This window comes from Myxococcus stipitatus DSM 14675, from assembly GCF_000331735.1.
In the GTDB taxonomy this organism is placed as follows: Bacteria; Myxococcota; Myxococcia; order Myxococcales; family Myxococcaceae; genus Myxococcus; species Myxococcus stipitatus.
The window spans coordinates 6,471,562-6,494,067 of the sequence record NC_020126.1 but is presented as its reverse complement, the minus strand read 5'-3'; the positions used below and the strand labels follow the sequence as shown (position 1 = coordinate 6,494,067).

Annotated in this window: 14 protein-coding genes; 9 read left to right on the top strand and 5 right to left on the bottom strand. The window is 68.7% G+C overall.

Going from position 1 to position 22,506, the window contains the following annotated elements:
• Positions 1-197: 197 nt before the first annotated feature.
• Both MYSTI_RS24960 and MYSTI_RS24955 read left to right on the top strand, forming a co-directional pair.
• On the top strand, positions 198-3,149 hold the full coding sequence (locus MYSTI_RS24960) for a serine/threonine-protein kinase (RefSeq protein ID WP_233277948.1): 2,952 nt from the start codon (positions 198-200) through the stop codon (positions 3,147-3,149).
• A 239-nt stretch (positions 3,150-3,388) separates the two neighbouring features.
• On the top strand, positions 3,389-4,936 hold the full coding sequence (locus MYSTI_RS24955; protein ID WP_015350580.1) for an HAL/PAL/TAL family ammonia-lyase: 1,548 nt from the start codon (positions 3,389-3,391) through the stop codon (positions 4,934-4,936).
• 23 nt (positions 4,937-4,959) lie between these two features.
• Here the strand turns inward: MYSTI_RS24955 and MYSTI_RS24950 are convergent, their stop codons facing one another.
• Entirely contained in the window at positions 4,960-5,361 is a 402-nt protein-coding gene (locus MYSTI_RS24950) for a nuclear transport factor 2 family protein (protein ID WP_044281344.1), read from the bottom strand.
• Between the two features lie 90 nt (positions 5,362-5,451).
• On the opposite strand from MYSTI_RS24950, the gene MYSTI_RS24945 reads away from it, so the two are divergent.
• Positions 5,452-6,375, top strand: a complete 924-nt coding sequence (locus MYSTI_RS24945; RefSeq protein ID WP_015350578.1) for a LysR family transcriptional regulator — start codon at positions 5,452-5,454, stop codon at positions 6,373-6,375.
• A 54-nt stretch (positions 6,376-6,429) separates the two neighbouring features.
• On the opposite strand, the gene MYSTI_RS24940 is transcribed toward MYSTI_RS24945, so the two are convergent.
• Positions 6,430-6,945 carry a hypothetical protein gene (locus tag MYSTI_RS24940; RefSeq protein ID WP_044281340.1) on the bottom strand — a complete coding sequence of 172 codons (516 nt, stop codon included), beginning with the start codon at positions 6,943-6,945 and terminating at the stop codon, positions 6,430-6,432.
• 331 nt (positions 6,946-7,276) lie between these two features.
• Between MYSTI_RS24940 and MYSTI_RS24935 the strand changes: the two genes are divergently transcribed.
• On the top strand, positions 7,277-7,999 hold the full coding sequence (locus MYSTI_RS24935) for a siderophore-interacting protein (RefSeq protein WP_015350576.1): 723 nt from the start codon (positions 7,277-7,279) through the stop codon (positions 7,997-7,999).
• Positions 8,000-8,090: 91 nt separating this feature from the next.
• Complete coding sequence (locus MYSTI_RS24930; protein WP_015350575.1) at positions 8,091-10,829, top strand: bifunctional acetate--CoA ligase family protein/GNAT family N-acetyltransferase; 2,739 nt, start codon at positions 8,091-8,093, stop codon at positions 10,827-10,829.
• Positions 10,830-10,853: 24 nt separating this feature from the next.
• On the opposite strand, the gene MYSTI_RS24925 is transcribed toward MYSTI_RS24930, so the two are convergent.
• Complete coding sequence (locus tag MYSTI_RS24925; RefSeq protein WP_233277947.1) at positions 10,854-13,565, bottom strand: galactose oxidase-like domain-containing protein; 2,712 nt, start codon at positions 13,563-13,565, stop codon at positions 10,854-10,856.
• 206 nt (positions 13,566-13,771) lie between these two features.
• On the opposite strand from MYSTI_RS24925, the gene MYSTI_RS24920 reads away from it, so the two are divergent.
• The gene (locus MYSTI_RS24920; protein ID WP_015350573.1) at positions 13,772-16,318 is read left to right on the top strand and encodes a DEAD/DEAH box helicase; all 2,547 of its coding nucleotides are present in this window, start codon (positions 13,772-13,774) and stop codon (positions 16,316-16,318) included.
• 6 nt (positions 16,319-16,324) lie between these two features.
• On the opposite strand, the gene MYSTI_RS24915 is transcribed toward MYSTI_RS24920, so the two are convergent.
• Positions 16,325-16,828, bottom strand: coding sequence for a hypothetical protein (locus MYSTI_RS24915; RefSeq protein WP_015350572.1), 504 nt, complete (start codon positions 16,826-16,828; stop codon positions 16,325-16,327).
• Between the two features lie 275 nt (positions 16,829-17,103).
• Between MYSTI_RS24915 and MYSTI_RS24910 the strand changes: the two genes are divergently transcribed.
• From MYSTI_RS24910 to MYSTI_RS45380, 3 genes are all read left to right on the top strand, one after another.
• The gene (locus tag MYSTI_RS24910; RefSeq protein ID WP_015350571.1) at positions 17,104-17,577 is read left to right on the top strand and encodes a hypothetical protein; all 474 of its coding nucleotides are present in this window, start codon (positions 17,104-17,106) and stop codon (positions 17,575-17,577) included.
• Positions 17,578-17,644: 67 nt separating this feature from the next.
• Positions 17,645-20,317 carry a phosphoenolpyruvate carboxylase gene (locus MYSTI_RS24905; protein ID WP_015350570.1) on the top strand — a complete coding sequence of 891 codons (2,673 nt, stop codon included), beginning with the start codon at positions 17,645-17,647 and terminating at the stop codon, positions 20,315-20,317.
• A gap of 23 nt (positions 20,318-20,340) precedes the next feature.
• Positions 20,341-21,051, top strand: coding sequence for a hypothetical protein (locus MYSTI_RS45380; protein WP_015350569.1), 711 nt, complete (start codon positions 20,341-20,343; stop codon positions 21,049-21,051).
• Between the two features lie 12 nt (positions 21,052-21,063).
• On the opposite strand, the gene MYSTI_RS24895 is transcribed toward MYSTI_RS45380, so the two are convergent.
• On the bottom strand, positions 21,064-22,320 hold the full coding sequence (locus tag MYSTI_RS24895; RefSeq protein WP_015350568.1) for an SGNH/GDSL hydrolase family protein: 1,257 nt from the start codon (positions 22,318-22,320) through the stop codon (positions 21,064-21,066).
• Positions 22,321-22,506 lie beyond the last annotated feature (186 nt).

The following is a 22,506-nucleotide window of genomic DNA, read 5'->3' as shown; positions in this document are numbered from 1 at the left end:
TGGGCCCATTCCAGTGGGCCGAAAGCCGCGCGTCCCCTTTGAAATGTCCGCGGGTGGGAGGGAGACATGGCACGGGCCGCGTCCCAAAAACGCTTTGAGGTGGCTCCACCGGTAGGCGAACATCGCCCGCAATGTCTGGCGAACCGGCACGTGGCTCCGAGGTCTTTCCATCGCAGTCAGGTCCCCAAGACGCAACGGTGACGGACGCTCTCGAGGCGACGGTCCCATCCCTGGAGCCTGGCTCGCGCGTCGCCCGGTACGTCGTGCGAGAGCGCCTTGGCGCTGGCGCCATGGGCGTCGTCTATGCGGTGGATGACCCGGAGCTGGGCCGCCGAGTGGCCCTCAAGATGCTTCACCCCGAAGGCCACCAGCGAGAGAAGTTGCAGAAGCGACTGCTCCGGGAGGCCCAGGCGCTCGCGCGGCTCTCCCACCCCAACATCGTCACCCTGTACGATGTCGGCACCCACGGTGACGCGGTCTTCCTCACCATGGAGCTCGTCGAGGGCGTCACCCTCGCGGAGTGGATGAAGGAGCCTCACCCCTGGAAGGAAGTCCTCCAAGTCTTTCTCGACGCCGGGAAGGGCCTCGCCGCGGCACACGCCGCGGGCCTCGTCCACCGCGACTTCAAGCCCGCGAACACCCTCCTGGGCAAGCAAGGCCGCGTCTTCGTGACGGACTTCGGCATCGCCGGGGAGCTCCACCCGGAAGCAGGCGCTCCGCTTCATGAAGACGACAAGTTGCCAGCCATCCCCTGGGGGAACCTGACCCGGACGGGTCAGCTCCTGGGGACTCCCGCCTACCTCGCGCCGGAGCTGGTGATCGGCCAGCGCGCGGATGCCCGCTCCGACGAGTTCAGCTTCTGCGTGGCGCTCTACGAGGCCCTCTTCGGCGCACGTCCCTTCCAGGGTGACACGCTGCAAGAGGTGATCAACGCGGCACTCCAAGGAAGAGTGAGCCCGCCCAAGGAGGGGGTGAAAGTCCCGACCCGGGTTCGACGCGCGATCCTCCGAGGGCTCAAGGGCACGCCCGAGGAGCGCTTCCCTTCCATGCAAGCCCTGCTGACGGCCCTCGCGCCACCGCCCCACCGGCGGGTGCTCACGTGGGCGGCGGCGGCGGCGACAGGCCTGTTGGGCGCTCTCGTGGCTCATGGCGTGGGCGTGGTGCACCGGCACGAGTCCCGTTGCGAGCAGGAGGTGGAGAAGCTGGCCGCGGCCTGGAGCCCCGCGCGGCGCGAGCGCGTGCGAGCGGCCTTCCTCGCCACGGGCACGGCCTACTCCGTTTCGTCTTGGGAACGCCTGGGGGTGGCGTTGGACGCATACGCGGACCAGTGGCGCACGCTGCGGACCGAGTCCTGCCTGGCCACGGACAGCGGCACCACGGACACCGCCGCCTGGCGGACGGCCGCGTGCCTCGATGCGCGACTCTGGCAGTTCGCCGCCACCACCCAGGTGCTGGAGAACGTGGACGTGCTCATCGTGCAGAACGCGCCCAAACTGACGGCGTCCCTCGAGGGGCTCGAAGGATGCCGGGAGGCGCCAGCGCTCTCCGGCCGCCCTCAGCCACCCGACGCGCTCCGTCCCCGGGTCGATGCGGCACGACACACGCTTGCCCAGGCCCGGGCGCACTACCTGGCCGGCCGCTACCGCGAGAGCCTGGCGGTGACGACGACCCTCCTCGATGAAATCAAGAGGCTCGACTACAAGCCGCTGACGGCGGAGGTGCTCCTGGTTCATGGCACGAGCCTCGGGGACAACGACCAGCCGAAAGAGGCGGAGGAGTTCCTCGACCAGGCTTTGTGGGCCGCTGAAGCCGGGCGTGATGATGAGATGGTGGCTCGCGCCTGGCTCGAGCTCATCTGGGTGGTGGGTGAGTCATTGTCCCGTCCCGCGGACGGGGAGAAGATCGTGCGACATGCCCAGGCCGCCGTCGAGCGGCTGGGGCGCGAGCGCTTCCCGGACCTCACGGCCGAGCTGCACCTCCGTGTGTCCGCGCTGCGGTTTCAGCAATCCAGGCTGGGCGAAGCGGAGCTGGAGGCCATCCAGGGCCTGGAGCTTTCACGCGCGAGGACGGGCTCGGACAGCCTCCGCACGGCCCAGTTCCTTCACCAGCTCGCGAGAGTCCGCATGTTTCAGCTCCGCCGGAAGGAGGCGCTGGACCTTCACCTCCAGGCCTTCGAGGTGCGCAAGCGACTGCTGGGCCCTGACAACCCAGCGCTCATGGTCTCCTACGACCGGGTCGCCATGAGCTACCAAGGATTGGGTCGGCACGAAGAAGCGAGCGACATCTGGCGCCGGGCCTTGTCCCTGCAGAACGCGGCTCCAGGCTCGGAGAACATCGTCGTCGCGGGCATGCTCTCGAACCTCGCCTTGAGCATGCGCGTCATGGGCCAGGTGGAGGAGGCGCGGCCCCTCCTCGAGCAGTCGCGAGCCATCTACGCGCGCATCCGTGGGGCTGACCACTACCTCGTCGCCGGGGTCATCGTGGAGCAAGCCATCCTGCATGGAGACCTGGGCGAGGACGACAAGGCCATTGCCCTCTCCACGGAGGCACTGGCGCGTCTCCAGCGCTCCATGGGGGCGGACACCGCGCGCGCTACCTTGTCGCTGACGACGCGAGGGTCCGCGCATCTGTCCGCGGGCCACCCTCTCGAAGCGCGGCGGGATCTCCAGGACGCGCTGAAGCGGGTGGAGGCGTCAGAGGGCGAGGGGGGCGCGAGCTCCCTGGAGGTGCTTCTGCCCCTGGCGAAGGTGGCCCTGGCACTCAAGGCGCCGAAGGAGGCGCTCGAGTACTGCGAGCGCGCGCGAAAACTGACCGAGAAGGTCCAGAGTCAAGAGTCCGAGGACGGCGCCAACGCTCTGACCTGTGTCGGAGAGGTCTACCTGGCGATGGGCTCGGTGGACAACGCCCTCCCGCCGCTCGAGCGCGCCTGGCGCACCCTCACTCAAATGGAGGGACAAGGAGACCCCTTGGCCGTGGCTCACACCGCCTTCGTGCTGGCTCGGGCGCGGATGGAGACAGATCCCTCTCCTGACCGGGTAGGTGCGCTCGCGATGGCCAACGAGGCCCGGACGCGACTGGAGTCGGTGGGTGTCCGGGGGCGACGGGAGCTCGAGAAGGTGCTCGCCTGGCAGCGGCTCCAGGGGATGTGATGAGCGAGGCGCGTCCCGGAGCAGGTGCCGCGACGTGGAGCGGCTGTGGCTGGCTTGCGGGCTCCACGGGCGTGTCCCCCGAGAGAAGGGCGCTCGAAGAAGGTCGTGCCCGCACAGGAATCATCCATTCCCTATCCGTGGGGCAGCCCGGCGACTGAGCACGCCGAGCACACAGAGGGCCTCGAGGGCAATCAACACACCTGGGATGGGTGGATATAGGTCCTGCCATGTGATGGGCCATGCCGACCTACCAACAGATTCGCCAGGTGATACTGGGCCCGAGGTTGGGGCTGACGCACTTCATGGCCGTTGCTCGGGCCGGTGCGCGGGTCGACTTCTCCGAAGACTACCGGCGGCGCGTGGAGCGCTCGCGTGCTCTCATCGACAAGGCCCTTCGTGAGGGGCGGGTCATCTACGGGGTGACCACGGGGGTCGGCTCGCTGAGCACTCGGGCCATCGACCCGGAGGAGATGGCGCAACTCCAACGCAACATCGTGCTGTCCCACGCGGTGTCCGTCGGCAGTCCCTTCAGCCCGGAGGAGGCGCGGGGCACGATGCTGATGGTGTTGCAGAACCTGGGGCAGGGCTTCAGCGGCGTGCGCCTGGAGGTGCTGGAGTCGCTGCGAGGGATGCTCAATCGCAACCTGATTCCCTGGATGCCGCGAGAGGGCTCCGTGGGCTATCTGGCGCCCGAGGCCCATCTTGCGCTGGTGGTGATGGGGGAGGGCCGAGCCTACTGGGAGGGCACGCTGCTGCCGGGCCGCGTGGCCCTGGAGCGGGCAGGGCTCTCCCCTCTGACCTTCCTCGCGAAGGAGGGCCTGGCGTTGCTCAATGGCACGTCCGCGGTGACCGCACTGGGGGCCGTGGCCCTGCATGACCTGCTTCAGGCGGCGAAGAGCGCGGACATCATCGGCGCCATCTCCCTCGAGGCCCTGCGGGGATTGACTCGGGCCCTGGACGAGAGGGTCATGAAGGTGCGCCCGCATCCCGAACAGGCCGCAACCGCCGCCAACGTCCGCGCGATGCTTCAGGACTCGGAGGTGTTGGCCTGCTCCGAGGGCAGCCGCTTGCAGGATGCCCTGTCCCTGCGCTGCATCCCCCAGTTGCATGGGGCCGCGAAGAAGATGCTGAACGATGCCCGGGAGACGCTCGAAATCGAGCTGAACTCCTGCTGTGACAACCCCATCGTCTGGGACGAGGCCGGAGACGCCGACGTCATCTCCGCCGGCAACTGCGACTCATCCTACGTGGGCCTCGCGATGGACGGCGCGGCCATCGCCGCCACCATGCTGGCGAAGATGTCCGAGCGCCGGAACAGCCGTTTCCTCGACGAGAACGTGTCTGGCCATCCGGCCTATCTGGTGAAGACAGCCGGGCTCGACTCCGGGCTGATGATTCCCCAATACACCCAGGTGGGCCTGCTGGGTGACATGCGGATTCTGTCGACGCCGTCCTCCATCGACAGCGTCCCGACGTGTGCCCTCCAGGAGGACTACGTCGCCATGGGGTACAACGCCTCCAAGAAGGCGCTCACGGTCGCCGGACATCTCGAGTATGTGCTGGCCATCGAGTTGCTCAGTGGATATCAAGCCCAGCAATTCCTGGACCCAGCCCTGTCGCGTGGCGTGGGCACGCGACAGGTGTTGAAGGAACTGGCGAGAGTGATTCCAGTCATGAGCCAGGACATGCTCCTCCACCCTCACATGGAATGGCTCCGTGACTGGATTCACTCCGGCCGGCTGGTGGACCTGGTCGAGGAGGTTGTCGGCGAGCTGCATGAGAGGTGATCGGTCCCTGGGCGCGGCCAAGGTCACGTCTGGGAGAGGGGGATGGGGAGCGTCGATGAGAGGGTTACTTTCTGGACGATCTTCCAGGTCCCATCAACCTTGACACACGACAACAGGTCGGTGAAACAGCGGGGCGGAATCTGCAGCGTCAGCTTCACGAGTGCCAAATCCTTGGCAACGTCGATGGACAAGAGTTCGTCGTGACGCGCCAAGCCCAGTTGTTTCGGAGCCTTCATGTTTCGGACCGCCGCCAGCCACGTCTCGATCGGCGTCACGCTCACCTTGAGGTCCTCGCCGGCCCTCACCGCGGAGCTCACGGAACTCACGGGATGAAAGAGGAGCGCGAATCTATCAGCATCCATTTCATAGGCCGCGTCGAAGTAGGACTGCGCCAACGTGACCAAAGCCTGCATGTCGATATCCATGAAACCCGACGCTAGCTTTTCAGGCCGGAGCGATTAAGTTCCCGAGGCTTAGCGCCCTTGTAAGCGGGGCTAAGCAATCACTGGATGCGCATGAGCGACTCCCTTCTTTCCACCAGCGATTTCGGCCAGCTCCGCGCCTTTGTCGCGGTCGCGGAGTCGCTCAGTTTCAGTCGAGCGGCCGAGAAACTCGGCGTCTCCTCCTCGTCGCTGAGCCAGCTGGTCAGCGGGCTCGAGGAGCGCGTCGGTGTCCGCCTCCTGCAGCGAAACACTCGGAGCGTTTCCCTGACCGAGGCTGGCGACCGGCTATTCCAGCGAGTCAGGCCCGCGGTCCAGGAGCTTGCGGCAGCCTTCGTCCAGACGCGCGAGCGCCGTGCCCGTCCCGCCGGCATCGTTCGCATTCACTGCTTCCGGACGGCCGCGGCCTTGTTCCTGAGGCCACTCCTGCGTCCCTTCCATGACGCGTATCCCGACGTCGTGCTCGACATCACGCTCGACGATGAGGTCGTGGATCTCGTGGCCGGTGGCTATGACGCCGCCATCCGCATCGGCGAGGTCATCGATCAGGATCTGGTCGCCATCAGGCTCGGTCCGGACCTGCGGCAGATCGCCGTCGCCTCGCCTGAGTATCTCGCCCGGTGCGGCACGCCTCGACATCCGCGTGACCTCGCATCCCATCGGTGTATCGCCTGGCGCTGGCCCGGTCACGAAAAGCCATACAAATGGGAGTTCGTGGAGGACGAGAAATGGTTCGAGGTCGCGGTCGAGGGACCGGTCATTACCAACGTCAAGGACTTCGGACTGCAGGCGGCCGTCGATGGGCTCGGCATCGCGTTCGCGAGTGAGCAACTGATTGCACCGCACGTCACCGCGGGTCGGCTGGTGACGTTGCTCGAGCCCTGGTCAGGCCAGTTTCCGGGATACTTCCTCTGCTATCCGGCGCAGCGACAGATGGCTCCGCCGCTGCGGGCGTTCATCGACTCAGTTCGCTCGATATCGAAGGAATCCGCCGACTGAGAAAGTCACCAACCTTGGCTTTGCTTGGACATCGACGCCCGCGGCGTCGCGTGATCAACGCAGCGGGAGCGTGGCACCGGAGGTGGTCACCAGGGACTGCATCCATTGTGTGTCGCTGTTGTTCGGACTTCGTCGGTCATAGGCGACGGCAAACCAGGTACCGGGTACGACACTCGCTGCCACCGCTGCCTCAATCCGCCAGCGCACCTGCCAGCACTGAGATGCGCTCGGCGTGTCTCCCTCGGCGCCAGTGCTCCCGTTCCTCCACGGCTCGAGTTCCATCGCGAGGATGTAGTGCGTCAGCACATCTTCCGAAGAGTGCTCGGCGCCGACGATGGCGCACTCCCGCACGCGCGCCCAGCAGATGCCCAGGTGCGCGAGGAGCGCGTCGTGAGCGTGTTGCCGGGCCGGCATGGTGTGCCGCTGCCTCTGCGCGAAAACCGCCGCACCCACCAGGACGAGCACCGAGAGCAGGGTCAATGCAGCGCCGCCCGTGACGACCGCCCTGTCTCGGCCCACCCACCACATCACGATGCCAGCGAGGAACGGCCCCGCAACCGCGAGCAACACGAGGATGAGGACCGGCGAGCCTTCATTGAGGGGAGGGGGAGGGGGCCGCAGTGCGGGGAGCGGCCAAGGCGGTGGCGCCCCCGCGGGCAATTGCTCAGGGGCGGGTGTCAGAGGCAGGGCGGGCATGGCCACACTGGAGTGGGCCCGGTGCCTGGTGTCAATGGCCTGGGCGGTGGCTGGTCTGGGAACGGCGTCCATCGCTTCGTACCGCCAGGGCCCGTGTGCCTGGCGCCTTCACACTTCTTCATGCCCGAGCCATACGTGTTCATCCCCCGCCTCGCGCGGATGCGGAGAATGGCGCGCAACGAAGGACACAGAAGGAGCGCGAGCCATGGCATCTGGAAAGGCAATTCTCGGCGGACTGGTGGGGCGGTTCTTGTTCAGGGAGGCGCGAGTCGGGCGGGTCCGCGAACTGTCTCCCCACTTCCGCTGGTTGGAAGTCGGCGGCGAGGACCTGCGCGACGTCGAGTGGTCTCCCGGAGACAAGGTCCAGGTCTTCCTTCCAGGCATCGGCATGAGGACCTACACGCCCCTGGTCTGGGACTCGATGCTGGGGTCCACCCAGTTCCTCGTCTATCTGCACGGCAACAGCCCCGGTGCCCAGTGGGGCCGCACCCTCAAGCTGGGGGACCGTTGCCAGTTGTTCGGCCCCCGGGACTCCCTCCCGCTCGACTCCCTCGAAGGGCCCGTCGTCCTCTTCGGCGATGAGACGTCCTTCGCCGTCGGCCATACCCTCAAGAGCGCGAAGGTCCCCTCGACGGATATCTCCCGGGTGTTCGAGGTCTCCTCCGCCACCGAGTCACTCTCGGTCCTCTCCTCGCTGGACATGGGGGATGCGTGCCTCGTGGAGCGACGCCCGTCCGATGCACATCTCGCCGAGGTCGAGTCGAAGCTGCGCACGGCCTTGCAACAGCACGGACGCGCGAACCTGGTGCTCACGGGGCGCGCTCAGTCCATCCAGACCCTGCGAGCCCGCCTCCGCACGAGCCCCATCCCCTTCGCCACGCAGAAGGTGAAGGCCTACTGGTCCGAGGGGAAGGTCGGACTCGACTGAGCCCACGTGCCGAGCCGATGACAGCTGCCTCACGGTTGCCCGGTGAAGAGTCTTGCGTGCGGGTCAGCGCCGTTCTCAAACAGGGACATCCATGGACGCGCACGCCCCCGGACCCCGAAAGTCGGACCCTTCCTACAACGTGCTGCACCAGCAGCACACGCGGCAGCCGCTGGACGTCATCTTCAAGCCCCGCTCCGTCGCCGTGGTCGGTGCCAGCGAGCGCCCCGGCAGCGTGGGGCGCACCGTCCTCTGGAACCTCATCAGCAACCCCTTCGGCGGCACCGTCTATCCCATCAATCCCAAGCGGCCCAATGTCCTGGGCATCCGCGCCTGGCCCTCCCTCCGCTCACTCCCCGAGCCCGTCGACCTCGCCGTCGTCGTCACACCCGCGCCCGCCGTCCCCGACGTCATCCGGGAGTGCGCGGAGCTCGGCGTCCAGGGCGCCATCATCATCTCCGCGGGCTTCAAGGAGACCGGCGAGGCCGGCGCCCGCCTGGAGCGTGAAATCCTCCAGATTGCCCAAGCCGCGCGGATGCGCATCATCGGCCCCAACTGTCTGGGCGTGATGCGTCCCCCCACGGGCTTCAACGCGACCTTCGCGGGAGCCATGGCGCGCCCAGGCAACGTGGCCTTCATCAGCCAGAGCGGCGCGCTGCTCACCGCCATCCTCGACTGGAGCCTTCGCGAGGCGGTGGGCTTCAGCGCCTTCGTCTCCGTGGGCTCCATGCTCGACGTGGGGTGGGGCGACCTCATCGACTACCTCGCGGACGACCCGATGACGCGCTCCATCCTCCTCTACATGGAGTCCATCGGCGACGCGCGCGCCTTCCTCTCCGCCGCGCGCGAAGTCGCACTCACCAAGCCCATCATCGTCATCAAGGCCGGACGCACGGCCCAGGCCGCCCAGGCCGCCGCGTCGCACACGGGCACGCTCACCGGGAGCGACGAGGTCCTCACCGCCGCGTTCCGTCGCACCGGCGTGCTGCGCGTCGAGTCCATCTCCGAGCTCTTCTACATGGCGGAGACCCTGGCGAAGCAGCCTCGCCCCGCCGGACGCCGCCTCACCGTCCTGACCAACGCGGGCGGTCCCGGCGTCCTCGCCACGGATGCACTCGTGTCGGGCGGAGGTGAGCTCGCGGTGCTCGGCGAAGAAACGCGGCGCTCACTGGACGCCTTCCTGCCGCCCCAGTGGAGCCACGGCAATCCCGTGGATGTCCTGGGAGACGCCGACCCGGACCGCTACGCGAAGGCGCTGGAGGTCGCCGGCCGAGACCCGGGAAGCGACGGGCTGCTCGTCATCCTCACCCCACAGGACATGACGGAGCCGACGCAGACCGCGGACAGGCTCAAGCCCTACGCGAAGCTCCCCGGCAAGCCCGTCCTGGCGAGCTGGATGGGCGGCTCCGAGGTCGCCGCGGGAGAGCGCATCCTCAACGACGCGGGCATCCCCACCTTCGGCTATCCCGACACGGCCGCGCGCATCTTCAATTACATGTGGCGCTACTCGTACAACCTGGCGGGCCTGTACGAGACCCCGACGTCGACGGAGGAGCCCACCGGAGGCCGGGACGCGGCGCGCCGTCTGGTGGACGCGGCACGTGCCCGAGGCCGCACGCTGCTGACCGAGTACGAGTCCAAGCAGCTCCTGTCCGCTTACGGCATCCCCACCGTGGAGACGAAGCTCGCGGCGAGCGAAGACGACGCGGTGTCGAAGGCCCGCGCGTTGGGCTACCCCGTGGTCCTCAAGCTCCACTCGTTCACCGTGACGCACAAGACAGACGTGGGCGGCGTGAGGTTGAACCTCCAGGACGAGGAGGCCGTGCGCCACGCCTTCCGAGGCATCCGCGAGCGCCTGGTGGAGCTGGGGCAGGGCGAAGCATTTCAAGGGGTCACCGTCCAGCCCATGGTGCGGCTGAGCGGCCTGGAGCTCATCGTGGGCAGCAGCCTGGACCCCCAGTTCGGCCCCGTGCTGCTGTTTGGCGCGGGGGGCACGCTGGTGGAGGTGTTCAAGGACCGGGCGCTCGGGCTTCCTCCTCTCAACACGACGCTGGCGCGGAGGATGATGGAGCAGACGCGCATCTTCCAGGCGCTGCGCGGCGTGCGAGGCGCGAAGCCCGTGGACCTGCCCGAGCTGGAGCGGCTCCTCGTGCGCTTCAGCCAGATGGTGGTCGAGCAGCGCTGGGTGAAGGAGGTGGATATCAATCCCCTCCTGGCCTCATCGGAGCGGCTCCTGGCCCTGGATGCTCGCATCGTCCTCCATCCCTCCACGGTGACGGAGGCGGAGCTGCCGAAGCTCGCCATCGAGCCGTACCCACAGCAGTACGTGGCGCCCTTCCGGCTCGAGAACGGCGAGGAGCTGCTGCTCCGCCCCATCCGTCCCGAGGACGAGCCTCGGATGGAGCGCTTCCACCGCACGCTCTCCGAGCAGACGGTGTTCATGCGCTACGCGGGGTTGATGCAGCTGAGCACCCGCGTGGCGCACGAGCGGCTGGCGCGCATCTGCTTCAACGACTACGCGCGGGAGATGGCGCTGGTGGCCGAGCGCCAGGGCGGAGAGCTGCTCGGCGTGGGGCGACTGACGCGGCTGCGAGGCACCCAGGACGCGGAGTTCGCCATCCTCATCAGCGATGCCGTGCAGCACCAGGGGCTGGGCTCGGAGATGCTGCGGCGGCTGGTGGAGGTGGGCCGCGCGTGGGGTGTGCAGCGAATCGTCGCGGACATCCTCGCGGGGAACCGCGCCATGCAGAACATCAGCAAGCGGCAGGGGTTCTCCATCCTCCCTCACGAGGAGCTGGCCCCGGACATGGTCAAAGCGGTGAAGGTGCTCTGACACACGCCCGGGGCCGGGCGCTGGCTACTTCGCCTCGAGGTTCAGCTCGAGGTCGAACGACACATCGCTCGAGTCGGCGCCGCTCTGCTTCACCATCACCGCGATGATGTTCTCACCCGCGATGAACGCCGACGCGTCGATGGTGGCGGTGCTGATGAGCGGCTCCTTCAGCGAGTTGCTCGCATAGGTGCCGTGGGCCAGGCCGTTGTCGGCGAACCGGGAGTAGACGCGCCGGCCGTTCACCCAGACGGCCACGCCGTCATCGTGCAGCACGCGCAGGTTGGCGGAGCGGATGGCCTCGCTCAGGGAGAGCTTCTTGCGGAAGTAGACCGTGGGCTGGCTGGGCGTGGTCTTGTTGAGCACGGTGTGCTCGTCGCCGTCGCCATAGCCCAGCTTGCCCGGGCCGGAGCGCCAGGCCGAGTCATCGAAGCCGAGCGCGGTCCACTGGTTGCCCGGGTCGACGTCGCGGTCATCGAACTTCCAGTACTCGCCGAAGGTGATGGCCCGGAACCGCGGAATGGCGGTGATGGTGAACGGCGTGTCGGTCTTGTCCGTGATGTCCGGCCGAGCCGGGTCCGAGATGCGCAGGACGCCCTGCGTCGTCTCCGCGTGCGGCACCGTCCACTCGAAGAAGCCGAGGTTCGGCATGCGGGTCTCGACGGTGGACCAGTTGGCCCCATTGTCGGCGGAGAACTGCAGGCTCACGTTGTCGACCCCGAAGCCGTGGGTCATCCACTGGAGCATCTGCACGCTGCCGGGGCGGAGGGTCTCCCCGCCGTTGGGGCTCTCGAAGAAGAGGGCGTCGTGCTGCATCCCGTCGGTGGTGACCTTGAGCTCCAGGTCGAAGGACAGGTCGCTGGAGCTGGCGTTGGCTTGCTTCACCATGACGGCCAGGGTGTTGTCGCCCATCACGAAGCGGGAGGCGGGGAGGGTCGTCTGGCTCAGGTTGTTGTCGGCGCAGGCCCCATCCGCGTAGGAGGCGTGGGCCGGGTTGGAGATGAGCCTCGAGTAGACCTGGGTGCCATTGAGGAACACCGCCACGCCGTCGTCGTGAATCAACTGGAGCGTGGCCTTCTCCACCATGCCGTGGATGGTGAACTTGCGGCGGAAGTACACGGTGGGCTGGGGAGGCGTCGCCTTCGTCAGCACGGTGCGCTCGTCGGCCTCGCCGTAGCCCAGCTGCGCCGGGCCCTTCTTCCACGCGGCGTCGTTGAAGCCGGGCTGCATCCACGTCGGGCCCGGGTCGACGTTGCGGTCGTCGTACTTCCACTCGGCGCCGAAGGCCACGGCGGTGAAGCCCGAGTCGGGAGGCGGCTCGTTGGGCGTGGGCGTCGTGCCGTCACCGCCCACGCGGATGATCTTCGCCACCGAGGGGACCTTCTGCCCGTTGAGCAGGAACAGCATGTAGTGGCCGGGCGGGGCCACGTTGGCGTTGGCGGGCGCGGTGATGGTGAGGCCCCCGTTGCTGGCCGTGAAGTCCAGTCGCATGAAGCGCTGGTTCTCATCGAAGGCGTGGGTGACGGAGCCCAGGCGGATCCACGTCGCCTGGGTGATGCTGGCCGCGTCGGGCGTGGTGACGCGGAAGTTCGCTCCGTACGCGATGGCGCCGGGCGCGGAGGTGATGGTGGGGCGGGCGCCTCGGAAGAGGTACGGCGGGGAGAAGACCTGCATCGTCTTCACGTTCTTGCTGCCCGCGGAGAGCACCCGGCCATCCGGCAGCAGCACCGTGGTGGAGTGGTAGCCGCGATACGCGGAGGCCGGCGCCAGCTCGGTCCACTTCTCCGTGGTGGGGTCCCAGAGCTCCGTCTCGTAGCGAGGGAACTTGGGGTTGTCCGTGCCGGGACCGCTGTGGCCTCCCGTGACGAGCACCGTCCCGTCCGGGAGCACCGTGCTGTTGTGCTGGCGGCGCACGTAGCGCATGGGCGGCACCGTGCGCCACGTGGGCTTGGAGTTGTCGAGGTCCAGCACCTCGACGTTGTTGGTGGGCGGGTTGTCGCCGCCGGTGAGGAGCACCTTGCCCTCGTCGTACATCACCGCGCTGCCCGCGTTGCGGCTGTGCGCGTAGCTGGTGCGAGGCCCCACCGACCAGGCCCCCTTGCCCTCCGTGTCCAGGTAGCGCGCGGGCTTCCAGTACCCCGCCATGAACGTCTTGCCCTGGGGCGTGACGAACATCCAGGGGTAGTACATGAGCTCCAGGCTGGCGTCGCTCAGGTTGCGCCACGCGTTCTTCGAGGGCTGCCACACCTGGGGAATCAGGTTCTTCGAGCGGTCCTCCTTGGCGCCGCCAATCACCAGCATGTCGCCGTTGGGCAGGGTGGTGACGGTGGGGTACCACCGGCCCGCGTTCATGTTGGGGATGCGCGTCCAGGTCAGCTTGAAGGGGTCGAAGATGGTGGCGTAGGGCAGGCCCGAGTCATCCATGATGTGGCCGCCGGCCACCAGCAGCCGACCATCCGCCATGAAGGCGTGGCCCGCGCAGAAGATGTTGAAGCCCGCCTTGGGCAGCGCGGTGAGCCCGTTGGTCTGCGGGTCCCAGAGCATCGGGTTGTCGCCATCCCCGAACTCGGAGAAGAACATCACCTTCCCGGTGGGGAGGACGTGGGTGTGCACCGCGGAATAGGGCCACTTCTGAACGGGGGTCCATTGGCCCACGGAGGCCAGGTCCGGGGTCTGGGCCTGGGCCACGGAGACTGCGGCCCATGCGGCGAGGAAGGCGACACGCCAGGAATGCAACATCACGCTGCCCCTTTGTGGGTCTGGTCGAAAAGCCGGGCAACGGTAGGCACCCCCTGGGTGGGCCACATCGTTCCCTCGTCCGTGGGCAGTGACGTGGGGTGGACCGACGGGGGCACTCGGGGCGGGGCTTGAACCCCGGGTGAGGGCTCACCTGTTGGATTTCCCAGCGGACGCCAAACACTCCCTGCTTTAGAGTCGCGCGCGTGATGGCCACCCCTGAAACCCAAGCGCCGCTTGCCGCCCTGCTCCCGAAGAAGGGAGAGCCCGCGCTCGACGCGGACAGCATCCTGGACCGCTTCGTGGGCTACGTCTCATCGAACGGGCTCAGCCTCTATCCCGCACAGGAAGAGGCCATCCTCGAGATTCTCGCGGGCAAGCACCTGTTCCTGAAGACGCCCACCGGGTCTGGCAAGTCGCTGGTCGCCACCGCGTTGCATTTCAAGGCGATGGCCGAGGGCAAGGTCTCCTTCTACACCTGCCCCATCAAGGCGCTGGTGAACGAGAAGTTCTTCGCGCTGTGCGAGGCCTTCGGCGCGGAGAACGTGGGCATGCTCACGGGCGACGCCAGCATCAACCGCGACGCGCCCATCATCTGCTGCACCGCGGAGATTCTCGCCAACCTCGCGCTGCGCGACGCGGGGGCCCGGGTGGACTACGTCGTCATGGACGAGTTCCACTACTACTCGGATCGCGACCGCGGCGTGGCGTGGCAGATTCCGCTCATCGCGCTGCCCGACGCGACGTTCCTCCTGATGTCGGCCACGCTGGGCCCCACGCACATCATCGAGGAGAGCCTGCGCAAGCTCACCGGCCGCGAGGTGGCCACGGTGCGAAGCGCGCAGCGCCCGGTGCCGCTGGACTACGACTACCGCGAGTCCGCGCTGCACGAGACCATCGAAGACCTGGTGGCGCGCAAGAAGTACCCCATCTACCTGGTGAACTTCACGCAGCGCGCCGCCGCGGAGCAGGCGCAGAACCTCATGTCCGTCGACTTCTCCACCAAGGAGGAGAAGGAGGCCATCCGCGTCGCGCTGCTGGACGCGCCCTTCGACACGCCCTACGGCAAGGACTTCCAGCGCTACCTGCGCCACGGCATCGGCATGCACCACGCGGGCTTGCTGCCGAAGTACCGGCTCCTGGTGGAGAAGCTGGCGCAGGGCGGGCACCTCAAGGTCATCAGCGGCACGGACACCCTGGGCGTGGGCGTGAACATCCCCATCCGCACGGTGCTCTTCACCCAGCTCTTCAAGTTCAACGGCGAGAAGCTGGCGACGCTGAGCGTGCGCGACTTCCAGCAGATCTCCGGCCGCGCCGGCCGCAAGGGCTTCGACAACGAGGGCAGCGTCGTCGCGCAGGCCCCCGAGTACATGGTCGAGAACATCAAGCAGGCCGCCAAGGAGGCCGCGGGCAAGAAGAAGGCGCCCAAGGCGAAGCCGCCGCAGAAGAACTTCGTGCAGTACGACAAGAGCACCTTCGAGCGCCTCCAGACGGGCATGCCGGAGCCGCTCGAGTCGCGCTTCACCGTGTCGCACGGCATGATTCTCAACCTGCTCCAGAGCGACCACGTGCGCGGCACGGGCGGCTACCGGCGTCTGGTGGAGTTGATTCAGCGCTGCCACGACTCGGACTTCTTGAAGCGCCGCCACCTGAACAACGCGGCGCGCGACTTCCGCACGCTGCGCGGGGCGGGCATCGTCGAGCTGGTGCGAGGAGAGGGCGGCTCGGGTGCCACGGTGAAGGTGGCCCAGGAACTCCAGCAGGACTTCAGCCTCAACCACACGCTGTCGCTCTACCTGCTGGAGACGCTGGAGCTGCTGGACCCCACCACGGAGTCGTACGCGCTGGACGTGGTGACGCTGGTGGAGTCCATCCTGGAGAACCCGGACGTGGTGCTCTACGCGCAGCTGAGCCAGCTCAAGGGCGAGAAGATCCAAGAGCTGAAGGCGCAGGGCATGGAGTACGACGACCGGATGGACGAGCTGGAGAAGCTCGAGTGGCCCAAGCCCAACCGCGACTTCATCTACGGAACGTTCAACGCCTTCGCGCGCAAGCACCCGTGGGTGGGTGAGGAGAACATCCGCCCCAAGGCGGTGGTGCGGGACATGTTCGAGCGCTTCATGTCCTTCCACGACTATGTGCGGGAGTACGGGCTGCAGCGCAGCGAGGGCGTGCTGCTGCGCTACGTCAGCGACGTGTACAAGACGCTGGTGCAGACGGTGCCGGACCGCTTCCGCACGGAGGAGGTGGAGGACTTCATCGACCACCTGCGCGCGACGATTCGCCAGGTCGACTCGAGCCTGGTGGACGAGTGGGAGCGCATGCGCAATCCGGAAGCCGTCGTCGAGGCGAAGCCGGAGGTGTCGCTCAAGCCGAAGGAGCTCACCGAGGACCCGCGAGCCTTCGCCGCTCGCGTGCGGGAGGAGCTGCACCGGATGCTGCGTGCGCTGGGGCAGAAGCGCTACATGGACGCGCTGGCGCTCCTGGACAACCCGCTGGGGGAGTGGACCGCGCCCAAGCTGGAGCAGGCGATGGTGCCGTACCACGAGGAGCACAAGATCGTGGTGCTCACCCCTCAGGCGCGCAAGCCCGCCAATACCTTCCTCAAGGAGACGGGGCCCAGGCTCTGGGAGGTCCAGCAGCGCATCATGGACCCCGAGGGGCATGGCGACTGGATGCTCGACTGCGAGATCGACCTGCGAGACCGGCGGCTGGACGAGGGACCCATCCTCATCCTGCGCCGCATCGGACCGTAGCCGCGCTCAGCGCTCGCCCGCGGGTGCGAGCGCCTGCTGGGGCGTGCTGGTGGGCTCCTCGCCCAGGGTGGACTCCTCGACGTCGAAGTCGCCGTGGCCGTCGGGGACCAGCACCATGCGCCAGTCGTTCGTGGAGAGCACCACGTGCTCGGCGTCGCACTCGACGGCGACCTCCGCGTCCTCGACGGTCCACGAGCCCACCCAGACCGTTGTCTTGTCGGCGCACTCGATCTCTCCGCACTCCTCGGTGGCGGCGACCCACAGCCGGCCTTCCGGGGCCGCGGCGCACATCACGGGCTCGACGTGGCGCAGGCGCGGGAGCGCCATGTCATCGGGGGCGCCCGGGTAGAGTTCCACGAGCTCGGAGGCGAGGAAGTTGCCTTCGAGCGCCTCGCGGGTGGTGTCCGCCTGCTCGGTGGGCTCTTCCAGCGCCGTGGGCTTGGCCAGCGCGCCCTGCGCGGCCAGCGAGCCGCAAATCACCACCGCCTTCCACCACCGTGTCGTCCACATGGTTGCGCACTCCCGCGCGGCGTTGAGGGCCGCGTCTCTTGCCCGGCACATGTGCAAGGCATGGACCGGGCTTGGGTGCGGGCAGGGAGCCACAGGGGGCAGGCCGTGTGGGACAGCGGTCCACGCGCGCTGTCGAGCTTCTTGTCGGAGGCGGCGTCAGCCTGGCGGGAAAGCCTCCGTCTGCGCGGCGCCGCGCCGGACGGCCCTTGCCACTTCGGTGAGAGTCGCCGCCGCGCGGTCATCCACCCACGACACAGACAAGGCAGGGCAAGACCATGGGTCACTACGTTGAGCAGGCCTCGGGGATGTTCGATTCCGTTCGCTACAACACCAAGACCACCCCCGAGCTTCGGGTCGCGATGCAGAAGAAGGTGAAGGAGCTGATGGGCCGCATCGACGAGCGCGAGGCGCGGATGCGGCGGATTCGAGAGGAGTATCAGATTGACGCCGAGCGCCTGGCCACGCTGGTGATGCAGTTCCAGAAGCAGAGCCGAGGCTCGGAGATGCAGTCGTATCAGTCGCAGGGGGGCGCTTCGGGCGCCGCGCTGATTCCCGCGGGCGTCATCGCGAACATCATCCGTGAGCGCGAGATGGTCGACTCGGAGCGGGCGCAGATTCGCAAGGTGGAGCTGGTGCTCCGCAACCTCTCCGACACGGAGCTGTACAACGACCCCAAGACGGGAGAGGTCAAGTCCCGCCAGCCGCTGCATCAACTGACGGATGACGAACTCGAGTACCTCGGGTTCTGACGTGCCCGGCGGTCCCCGGGACATTGCCCGCGCGCGGGCAGGGGGAAGCGGTTAGTGTCCACGGCATATGGCTCGTGTTCGTGCCGTGGATCAGCCGCTTCGCCGTGATGTCCGCCTGCTGGGCCGACTGCTGGGAGAAGTGCTCGTCGAGCAGGAAGGGCAGGACCTGTTCGACCTGGAGGAGGACGTTCGCCGGTTGGCCATCCAGCGGCGCCGGGGCCCGATGGCGGGACGTCGCGCCTCCGCGGCCGAGCTGGCGGAGGTCCTCAAGCGGCTGCCCCTGGAGCGGACGGAGCCGGTGCTTCGCGCCTTCTCCGTGTACTTCCAATTGGTCAACCTCGCGGAGCAGCACCACCGCATCCGCCGCGCCCGCGCGTATGCCGGCGCCGAGTCACCGAATCCGCAGCGAGGCTCGCTGGAGGCGACGTTCCTCTCGCTCAAGGACGCGGGCATTCCCGCCGCCCGGGTGCGTGATGCGCTCCGCCGGATGCAGGTGACGTTGACGCTCACCGCGCACCCCACGCAGGCCGTTCGGCGCACGCTGCTGGAGAAGCTGTACCGGATGGCGGGGCTGCTGGAGGAGCGAGACCGCAGCGAGCTCACGCCGAGGGAGAGCGCGGAGAACCTGGAGTCGCTCCGCGAGGAGATCACCACGCTGTGGCAGACGGATGAGCTGCGCCGCGAGCGACCCACGGTGGGCGACGAGGTGAAGAACATCCTCTGGTACGTGGAGGAGGTGCTCGCCGAGCAGCTCTCGGAGTTGCCGGAGCTGCTGGAGTGGGCCTTCGAGCGCGCCTATGGCGAGTCGCTGGGGCCCGTGGACACGCCGGTGCGCGTCCACTCGTGGGTGGGCGGGGACATGGATGGCAACCCGCTCGTGACGCCGGAGGTGTTCGCGGACACGCTGCGGGCCCACCGCGCGCGCGGGCTGCGCTTGTTGATGCGGGGGCTCGAGCGCCTCGGTGGAATGCTCTCGCAGTCGGACCGGCACGCGAAGCCGTCGCCGGAGCTGCTCGCCTCGCTGGAGCACGACGCCGCGCAGCTCCCGGAGGCGGAGCAACGCCTGGGGCCTCGCACCGTCGGCGAGCCCTGGCGCCGCAAGCTGCGCTTCATGGAGGAGCGGCTGCACCAGGCGCTGCGCCACGTGTTGGCCCAACGCACGGGCGACGCGGGCGCGCTGCCGCCGAGCGCGTACCGCACTCCTGAGGCGCTGCTCGCGGACCTGGACCTCCTGGCTCGCTCGTTGGAGCAGGCCCAGGCGGCGAAGGCGGGCCTGCGCCAGGTGCTGCGCATGCGGGAGCGGGTGCTCGCGCTGGGGCTGTCGCTGGCGGAGCTGGAGGCCCGCGTCCCCGCCGAGGACGCGGTGAGCGCGGCGGCCTCGTTGGCGCCGGGAGGCCCCGCGCCGTCGGACGGGGGCAGGCGGCTGCTCGCGGTGCTGGACCGGCTGCGTGAAGCCCAGGCGGAGGCGGGGGAGCCCGCGTGCCGCACGCTCATCCTGAGCATGGCCAGCACGGCCGAGGATGTGCTCGCGGCCTTCAAGTGCATCCAGCACGCGGGCCTGTGGGACGAGAAGCGCGGCTGCGCCACGGTGGACGTGGTGCCGCTCTTCGAGCAGCTCGGCGCGCTGGATGCCGGCCCGGAGGTGCTGCGCACGCTCTTCGCGAACGCCGAGTACCGCCGCCAGGTCGACGCGCGGGGCGCGCAGGAGGTGATGGTCGGCTACAGCGACTCCGGCAAGGAGGTCGGACTGCTGGCCGCGAGCGCCGCGCTGTACCGCGCGCAGGTCGCGCTCACCCGCGCGGCGAAGGAGGCGGGCGTCCCGCTGCGGCTGTTCCATGGACGCGGCGAGTCCGTGGCCCGAGGCGGTGGCCCCGCGCAGGAGGCCATCCTCGCGCTGCCGCCGGGCGCGGTGGCGGGAGGCTACAAGGCGACGGAGCAGGGCGAGGCGCTGGACCACAAGTACGCCCGCCCCGAGCTGGCCCGGCGCACGCTGGAGCTCATCCTGGGCGGCGTGTTGCCGCACCTGCTCGACGCGCAGCCTCGGCCTTCCGACGAGGACGAGCAGGCGTTCCGCGCCGCGTTCGACACGCTCGCCGAGACGGGGAGGGTGGCGTATCGCTCGCTCGTGTGGGAGGACCCCCGGTTCCTGGAGCTCTTCACCTCGGCGACACCGGTGGAGGAGATCGCCGCGCTGCCCATCGGCTCCCGCCCCAGCAAGCGCAAGGCGGGGGGACTCGAGTCCCTGCGCGCCATCCCCTGGGTGTTCGCGTGGACGCAGAACCGCGCCATCCTGCCGGGGTGGTACGGCGTGGGCTCGGCGCTGGAGGACTTCGCGAAGAAGCCCGGCGGGGCCGCGCTCCTCAAGCGCATGTATCGGCAGTGGCCCTTCTTCAAGGCCGTCATCGACAACGTCACCATGGTGCTGGCCAAGTCGGACATGGCCATCGCCGGGCGGTACGCGGCGCTGGCGCCCGCCTCCACGCGTCCGCTGTGGCGGCTCATCCAGCAGGAGCACCGCCGCACGCGCAAGCAGGTGAAGCGGCTGACGGGAGAGCAGCGGCTCCTGGACCACAACCCGCAGCTCCAGCGGGCCATCTCCCTGCGCAATCCCTACGTGGACCCGATGTCCTTCCTCCAGGTGGAGCTCCTGCGGCGCAAGCGGGAGGGCGCGAGCGACTGCGACCGGCCGCTCCTGCTTTCGCTCAACGGTATCGCGGCCGGCATGCGCAACACCGGTTAGTCTTTCCCCCGAGGAGGTGACGGATGGCCCAGGACACGTTCACGGTGGAGGACGTCAACCCCAAGCACGGCTTCGCGCGGCTGCGTCCGGCCTCGGGGGAAGGGCTGCTCAACGCGCCCCTCTATCCCGAGCCCGAGTCCGGGGCGCCGCCCTTCCAGCTGCGCGTGGGGGACACGGTGTCGGGCGTGCGCCGGGGCCAGTCCGTGGCGGACCTGGCCTGGGTGACTCGCGTGGAGCCGCCCTACGCGCTGGTGGAGCGCATGGGGGAGCTGCTCGCGAAGCTGGAGCAGTGGGAGCTGAAGGTGCCGGCCACGGCCCTGGAGCTCGCGGAGCACCACTGGCGCGACAGCCGCGAGGACCCGCTGCGCGCCGAGCTGGCCTCGCAGCTCCCGTCGTTCTTCGACTGGGAGCTGGCCCATCCCTACGAAGACGGCGCGCTCCTGGAGCGGCTGGAGGCGGCGATGCAGCCCTACCTGCCGGGCTTCGCGGTGAAGCCGCTGCAAGGCCGCAATGCGTTCGTCGTGGACCCGGGGGGCGTGGAGGTCGAGGCGGGGGAGGGCAACTGGGAGGCCCCCGCCACCACCTTCGAGCCGCTGTTCCGTCAGGTGAACGCCGTGCTGGAGAAGGCGGGGGCACCGGTGCGGTGGGTGCCCTCGGAGAACGACTGGCTCTTGTCGCCTCCGGGGCTGGCGGAGCTGCTCGCGCTCCACGGCGTGCTGGGGCCGCGCGGCTGAGGCTTCGGGGCGCTACAGCGCTCCTCGCTCGCGCAGCACCCGCGCCACCTCGGTGGCGATGACCCGATGTCCCTCCGTGGTGGGGTGGATGCCGTCGGCCGTGAGCCCTGGCAGGTACAGGTGGACGTTGGTGGGCCTGCGCGTCACCGCCTCCAGGTCGATGATGCCCGCGCCCGCGCCTCCCGCGCGCAGCCAGGCGTTGAACTCCAGCCGCTGCGACTTCACCAGGTCGTAGCTGCCGTAGTTCGTCTTCTCCTTGGGCAGGAGCGTGCTCACCCAGACGCGGCAGAAGGGCTCCAGCCGCTGCACCAGCAGGCGCATGCGCCCCTCCATCTGCTCCTCGGCTCCCGCTTCGCCCAGGTCATTGGTCCCCAGGAGCACCAGGCAGTCGGTGACCCCCTTCACCGCGAGCACCTCGCCGTCGAGCCGCATCAAGGCGTCATAGAAGCCCTGGCCGCTGACGCCCGCGTTGACCACGGGCACTCCCAGTTGTGACTCCACCAACGCGGGCCAGGCGTTGCGCGCGTCGTTGCGCTCGTCCACGTAGCCCTCGGTGATGCTGTCGCCCACCGCGAGGAAGACCCGGCCTGGAGGTCCTTCCACGGCCACCGTCGCCACGCCCACGGAGCGCTCGAAGGTCTCGCCGCTGAGGGTGCCCGACGACATCGCGTGTGTGCCCGGGCGGATGGTGCTGCCGGGGAACGCGTTGATGGTGCTGGCCGCCAGCGCGCCGCGCGCCTCGAAGGTGATGGCCAGCTCCTCGCGGAACTTCACCGGGAAGACGACGGGGTCCGAGGCCACCAGCGTCCTCGGCCCGGACGTGAAGCCCGGCTTGCCGCCGAAGGCGAGGGGCACGGGCGCCGACAGCAGCGTGCCGTCCGGCCCGGCCCGCGCGACGCTGGCGCGCTCGAGCGTGAGGCTCCCGTCCCCCGCTCGGAACGTCACCTGAAGTCGCTCTCCCGCGCGGGCGATGGGGATGCGCAGTCGGAAGGTGGTGACGCCGCCCACGGTGAAGTTGCCGCGCAGCGCTTGATGGAAGCCCGGCTGGAAGCCAGGAACCGGCGCCGGTGGAGGCGTGGGGCGTACGCCTCCATCGTCGTTGAGCACGAGCGCGGGCGCGACCTCCAGCCCTTCGGCGGGCATGCTCGTGACGGAAGAGGACTCATCCTGCTCCCAGGCGCCGGAGGACTTCCCGTCGCTGGGTGTGCATGCCAGCTGCGTGCTGCCCAGACACGCCAGGACTCCGAGCCACGTTCGCCACAGTCGCATCGTCGCTCCCTCCCGACGACGGAGGATGCGCACCCCGCGGGCTCACGACGAGCGGTCCGCCTCGCGCAAGCCCCGCGGCCCACGACGCACGTCTCCCCGGCCCCTGAGCAAGTGGGGGCCGGTGCTTCCCAGTCGAGGCGCGTGGCCTGCCCCGGCGGTGGCTCGCGATATCCCGGCGTGGCGAAA

Bases quoted from the DNA above. Each gene is read 5' to 3' on its own strand.
- MYSTI_RS24955 (WP_015350580.1), top strand. From the start codon at position 3,389: ATGCCGACCTACCAACAGATTCGCCAGGTGATACTGGGCCCGAGGTTG.
- MYSTI_RS24950 (WP_044281344.1), bottom strand. From the start codon at position 5,361: ATGGATATCGACATGCAGGCTTTGGTCACGTTGGCGCAGTCCTACTTC.
- MYSTI_RS24945 (WP_015350578.1), top strand. From the start codon at position 5,452: ATGAGCGACTCCCTTCTTTCCACCAGCGATTTCGGCCAGCTCCGCGCC.
- MYSTI_RS24935 (WP_015350576.1), top strand. From the start codon at position 7,277: ATGGCATCTGGAAAGGCAATTCTCGGCGGACTGGTGGGGCGGTTCTTG.
- MYSTI_RS24930 (WP_015350575.1), top strand. From the start codon at position 8,091: ATGGACGCGCACGCCCCCGGACCCCGAAAGTCGGACCCTTCCTACAAC.
- MYSTI_RS24925 (WP_233277947.1), bottom strand. From the start codon at position 13,565: ATGTTGCATTCCTGGCGTGTCGCCTTCCTCGCCGCATGGGCCGCAGTC.
- MYSTI_RS24920 (WP_015350573.1), top strand. From the start codon at position 13,772: ATGGCCACCCCTGAAACCCAAGCGCCGCTTGCCGCCCTGCTCCCGAAG.
- MYSTI_RS24915 (WP_015350572.1), bottom strand. From the start codon at position 16,828: ATGTGGACGACACGGTGGTGGAAGGCGGTGGTGATTTGCGGCTCGCTG.
- MYSTI_RS24910 (WP_015350571.1), top strand. From the start codon at position 17,104: ATGGGTCACTACGTTGAGCAGGCCTCGGGGATGTTCGATTCCGTTCGC.
- MYSTI_RS24905 (WP_015350570.1), top strand. From the start codon at position 17,645: ATGGCTCGTGTTCGTGCCGTGGATCAGCCGCTTCGCCGTGATGTCCGC.
- MYSTI_RS45380 (WP_015350569.1), top strand. From the start codon at position 20,341: ATGGCCCAGGACACGTTCACGGTGGAGGACGTCAACCCCAAGCACGGC.
- MYSTI_RS24895 (WP_015350568.1), bottom strand. From the start codon at position 22,320: ATGCGACTGTGGCGAACGTGGCTCGGAGTCCTGGCGTGTCTGGGCAGC.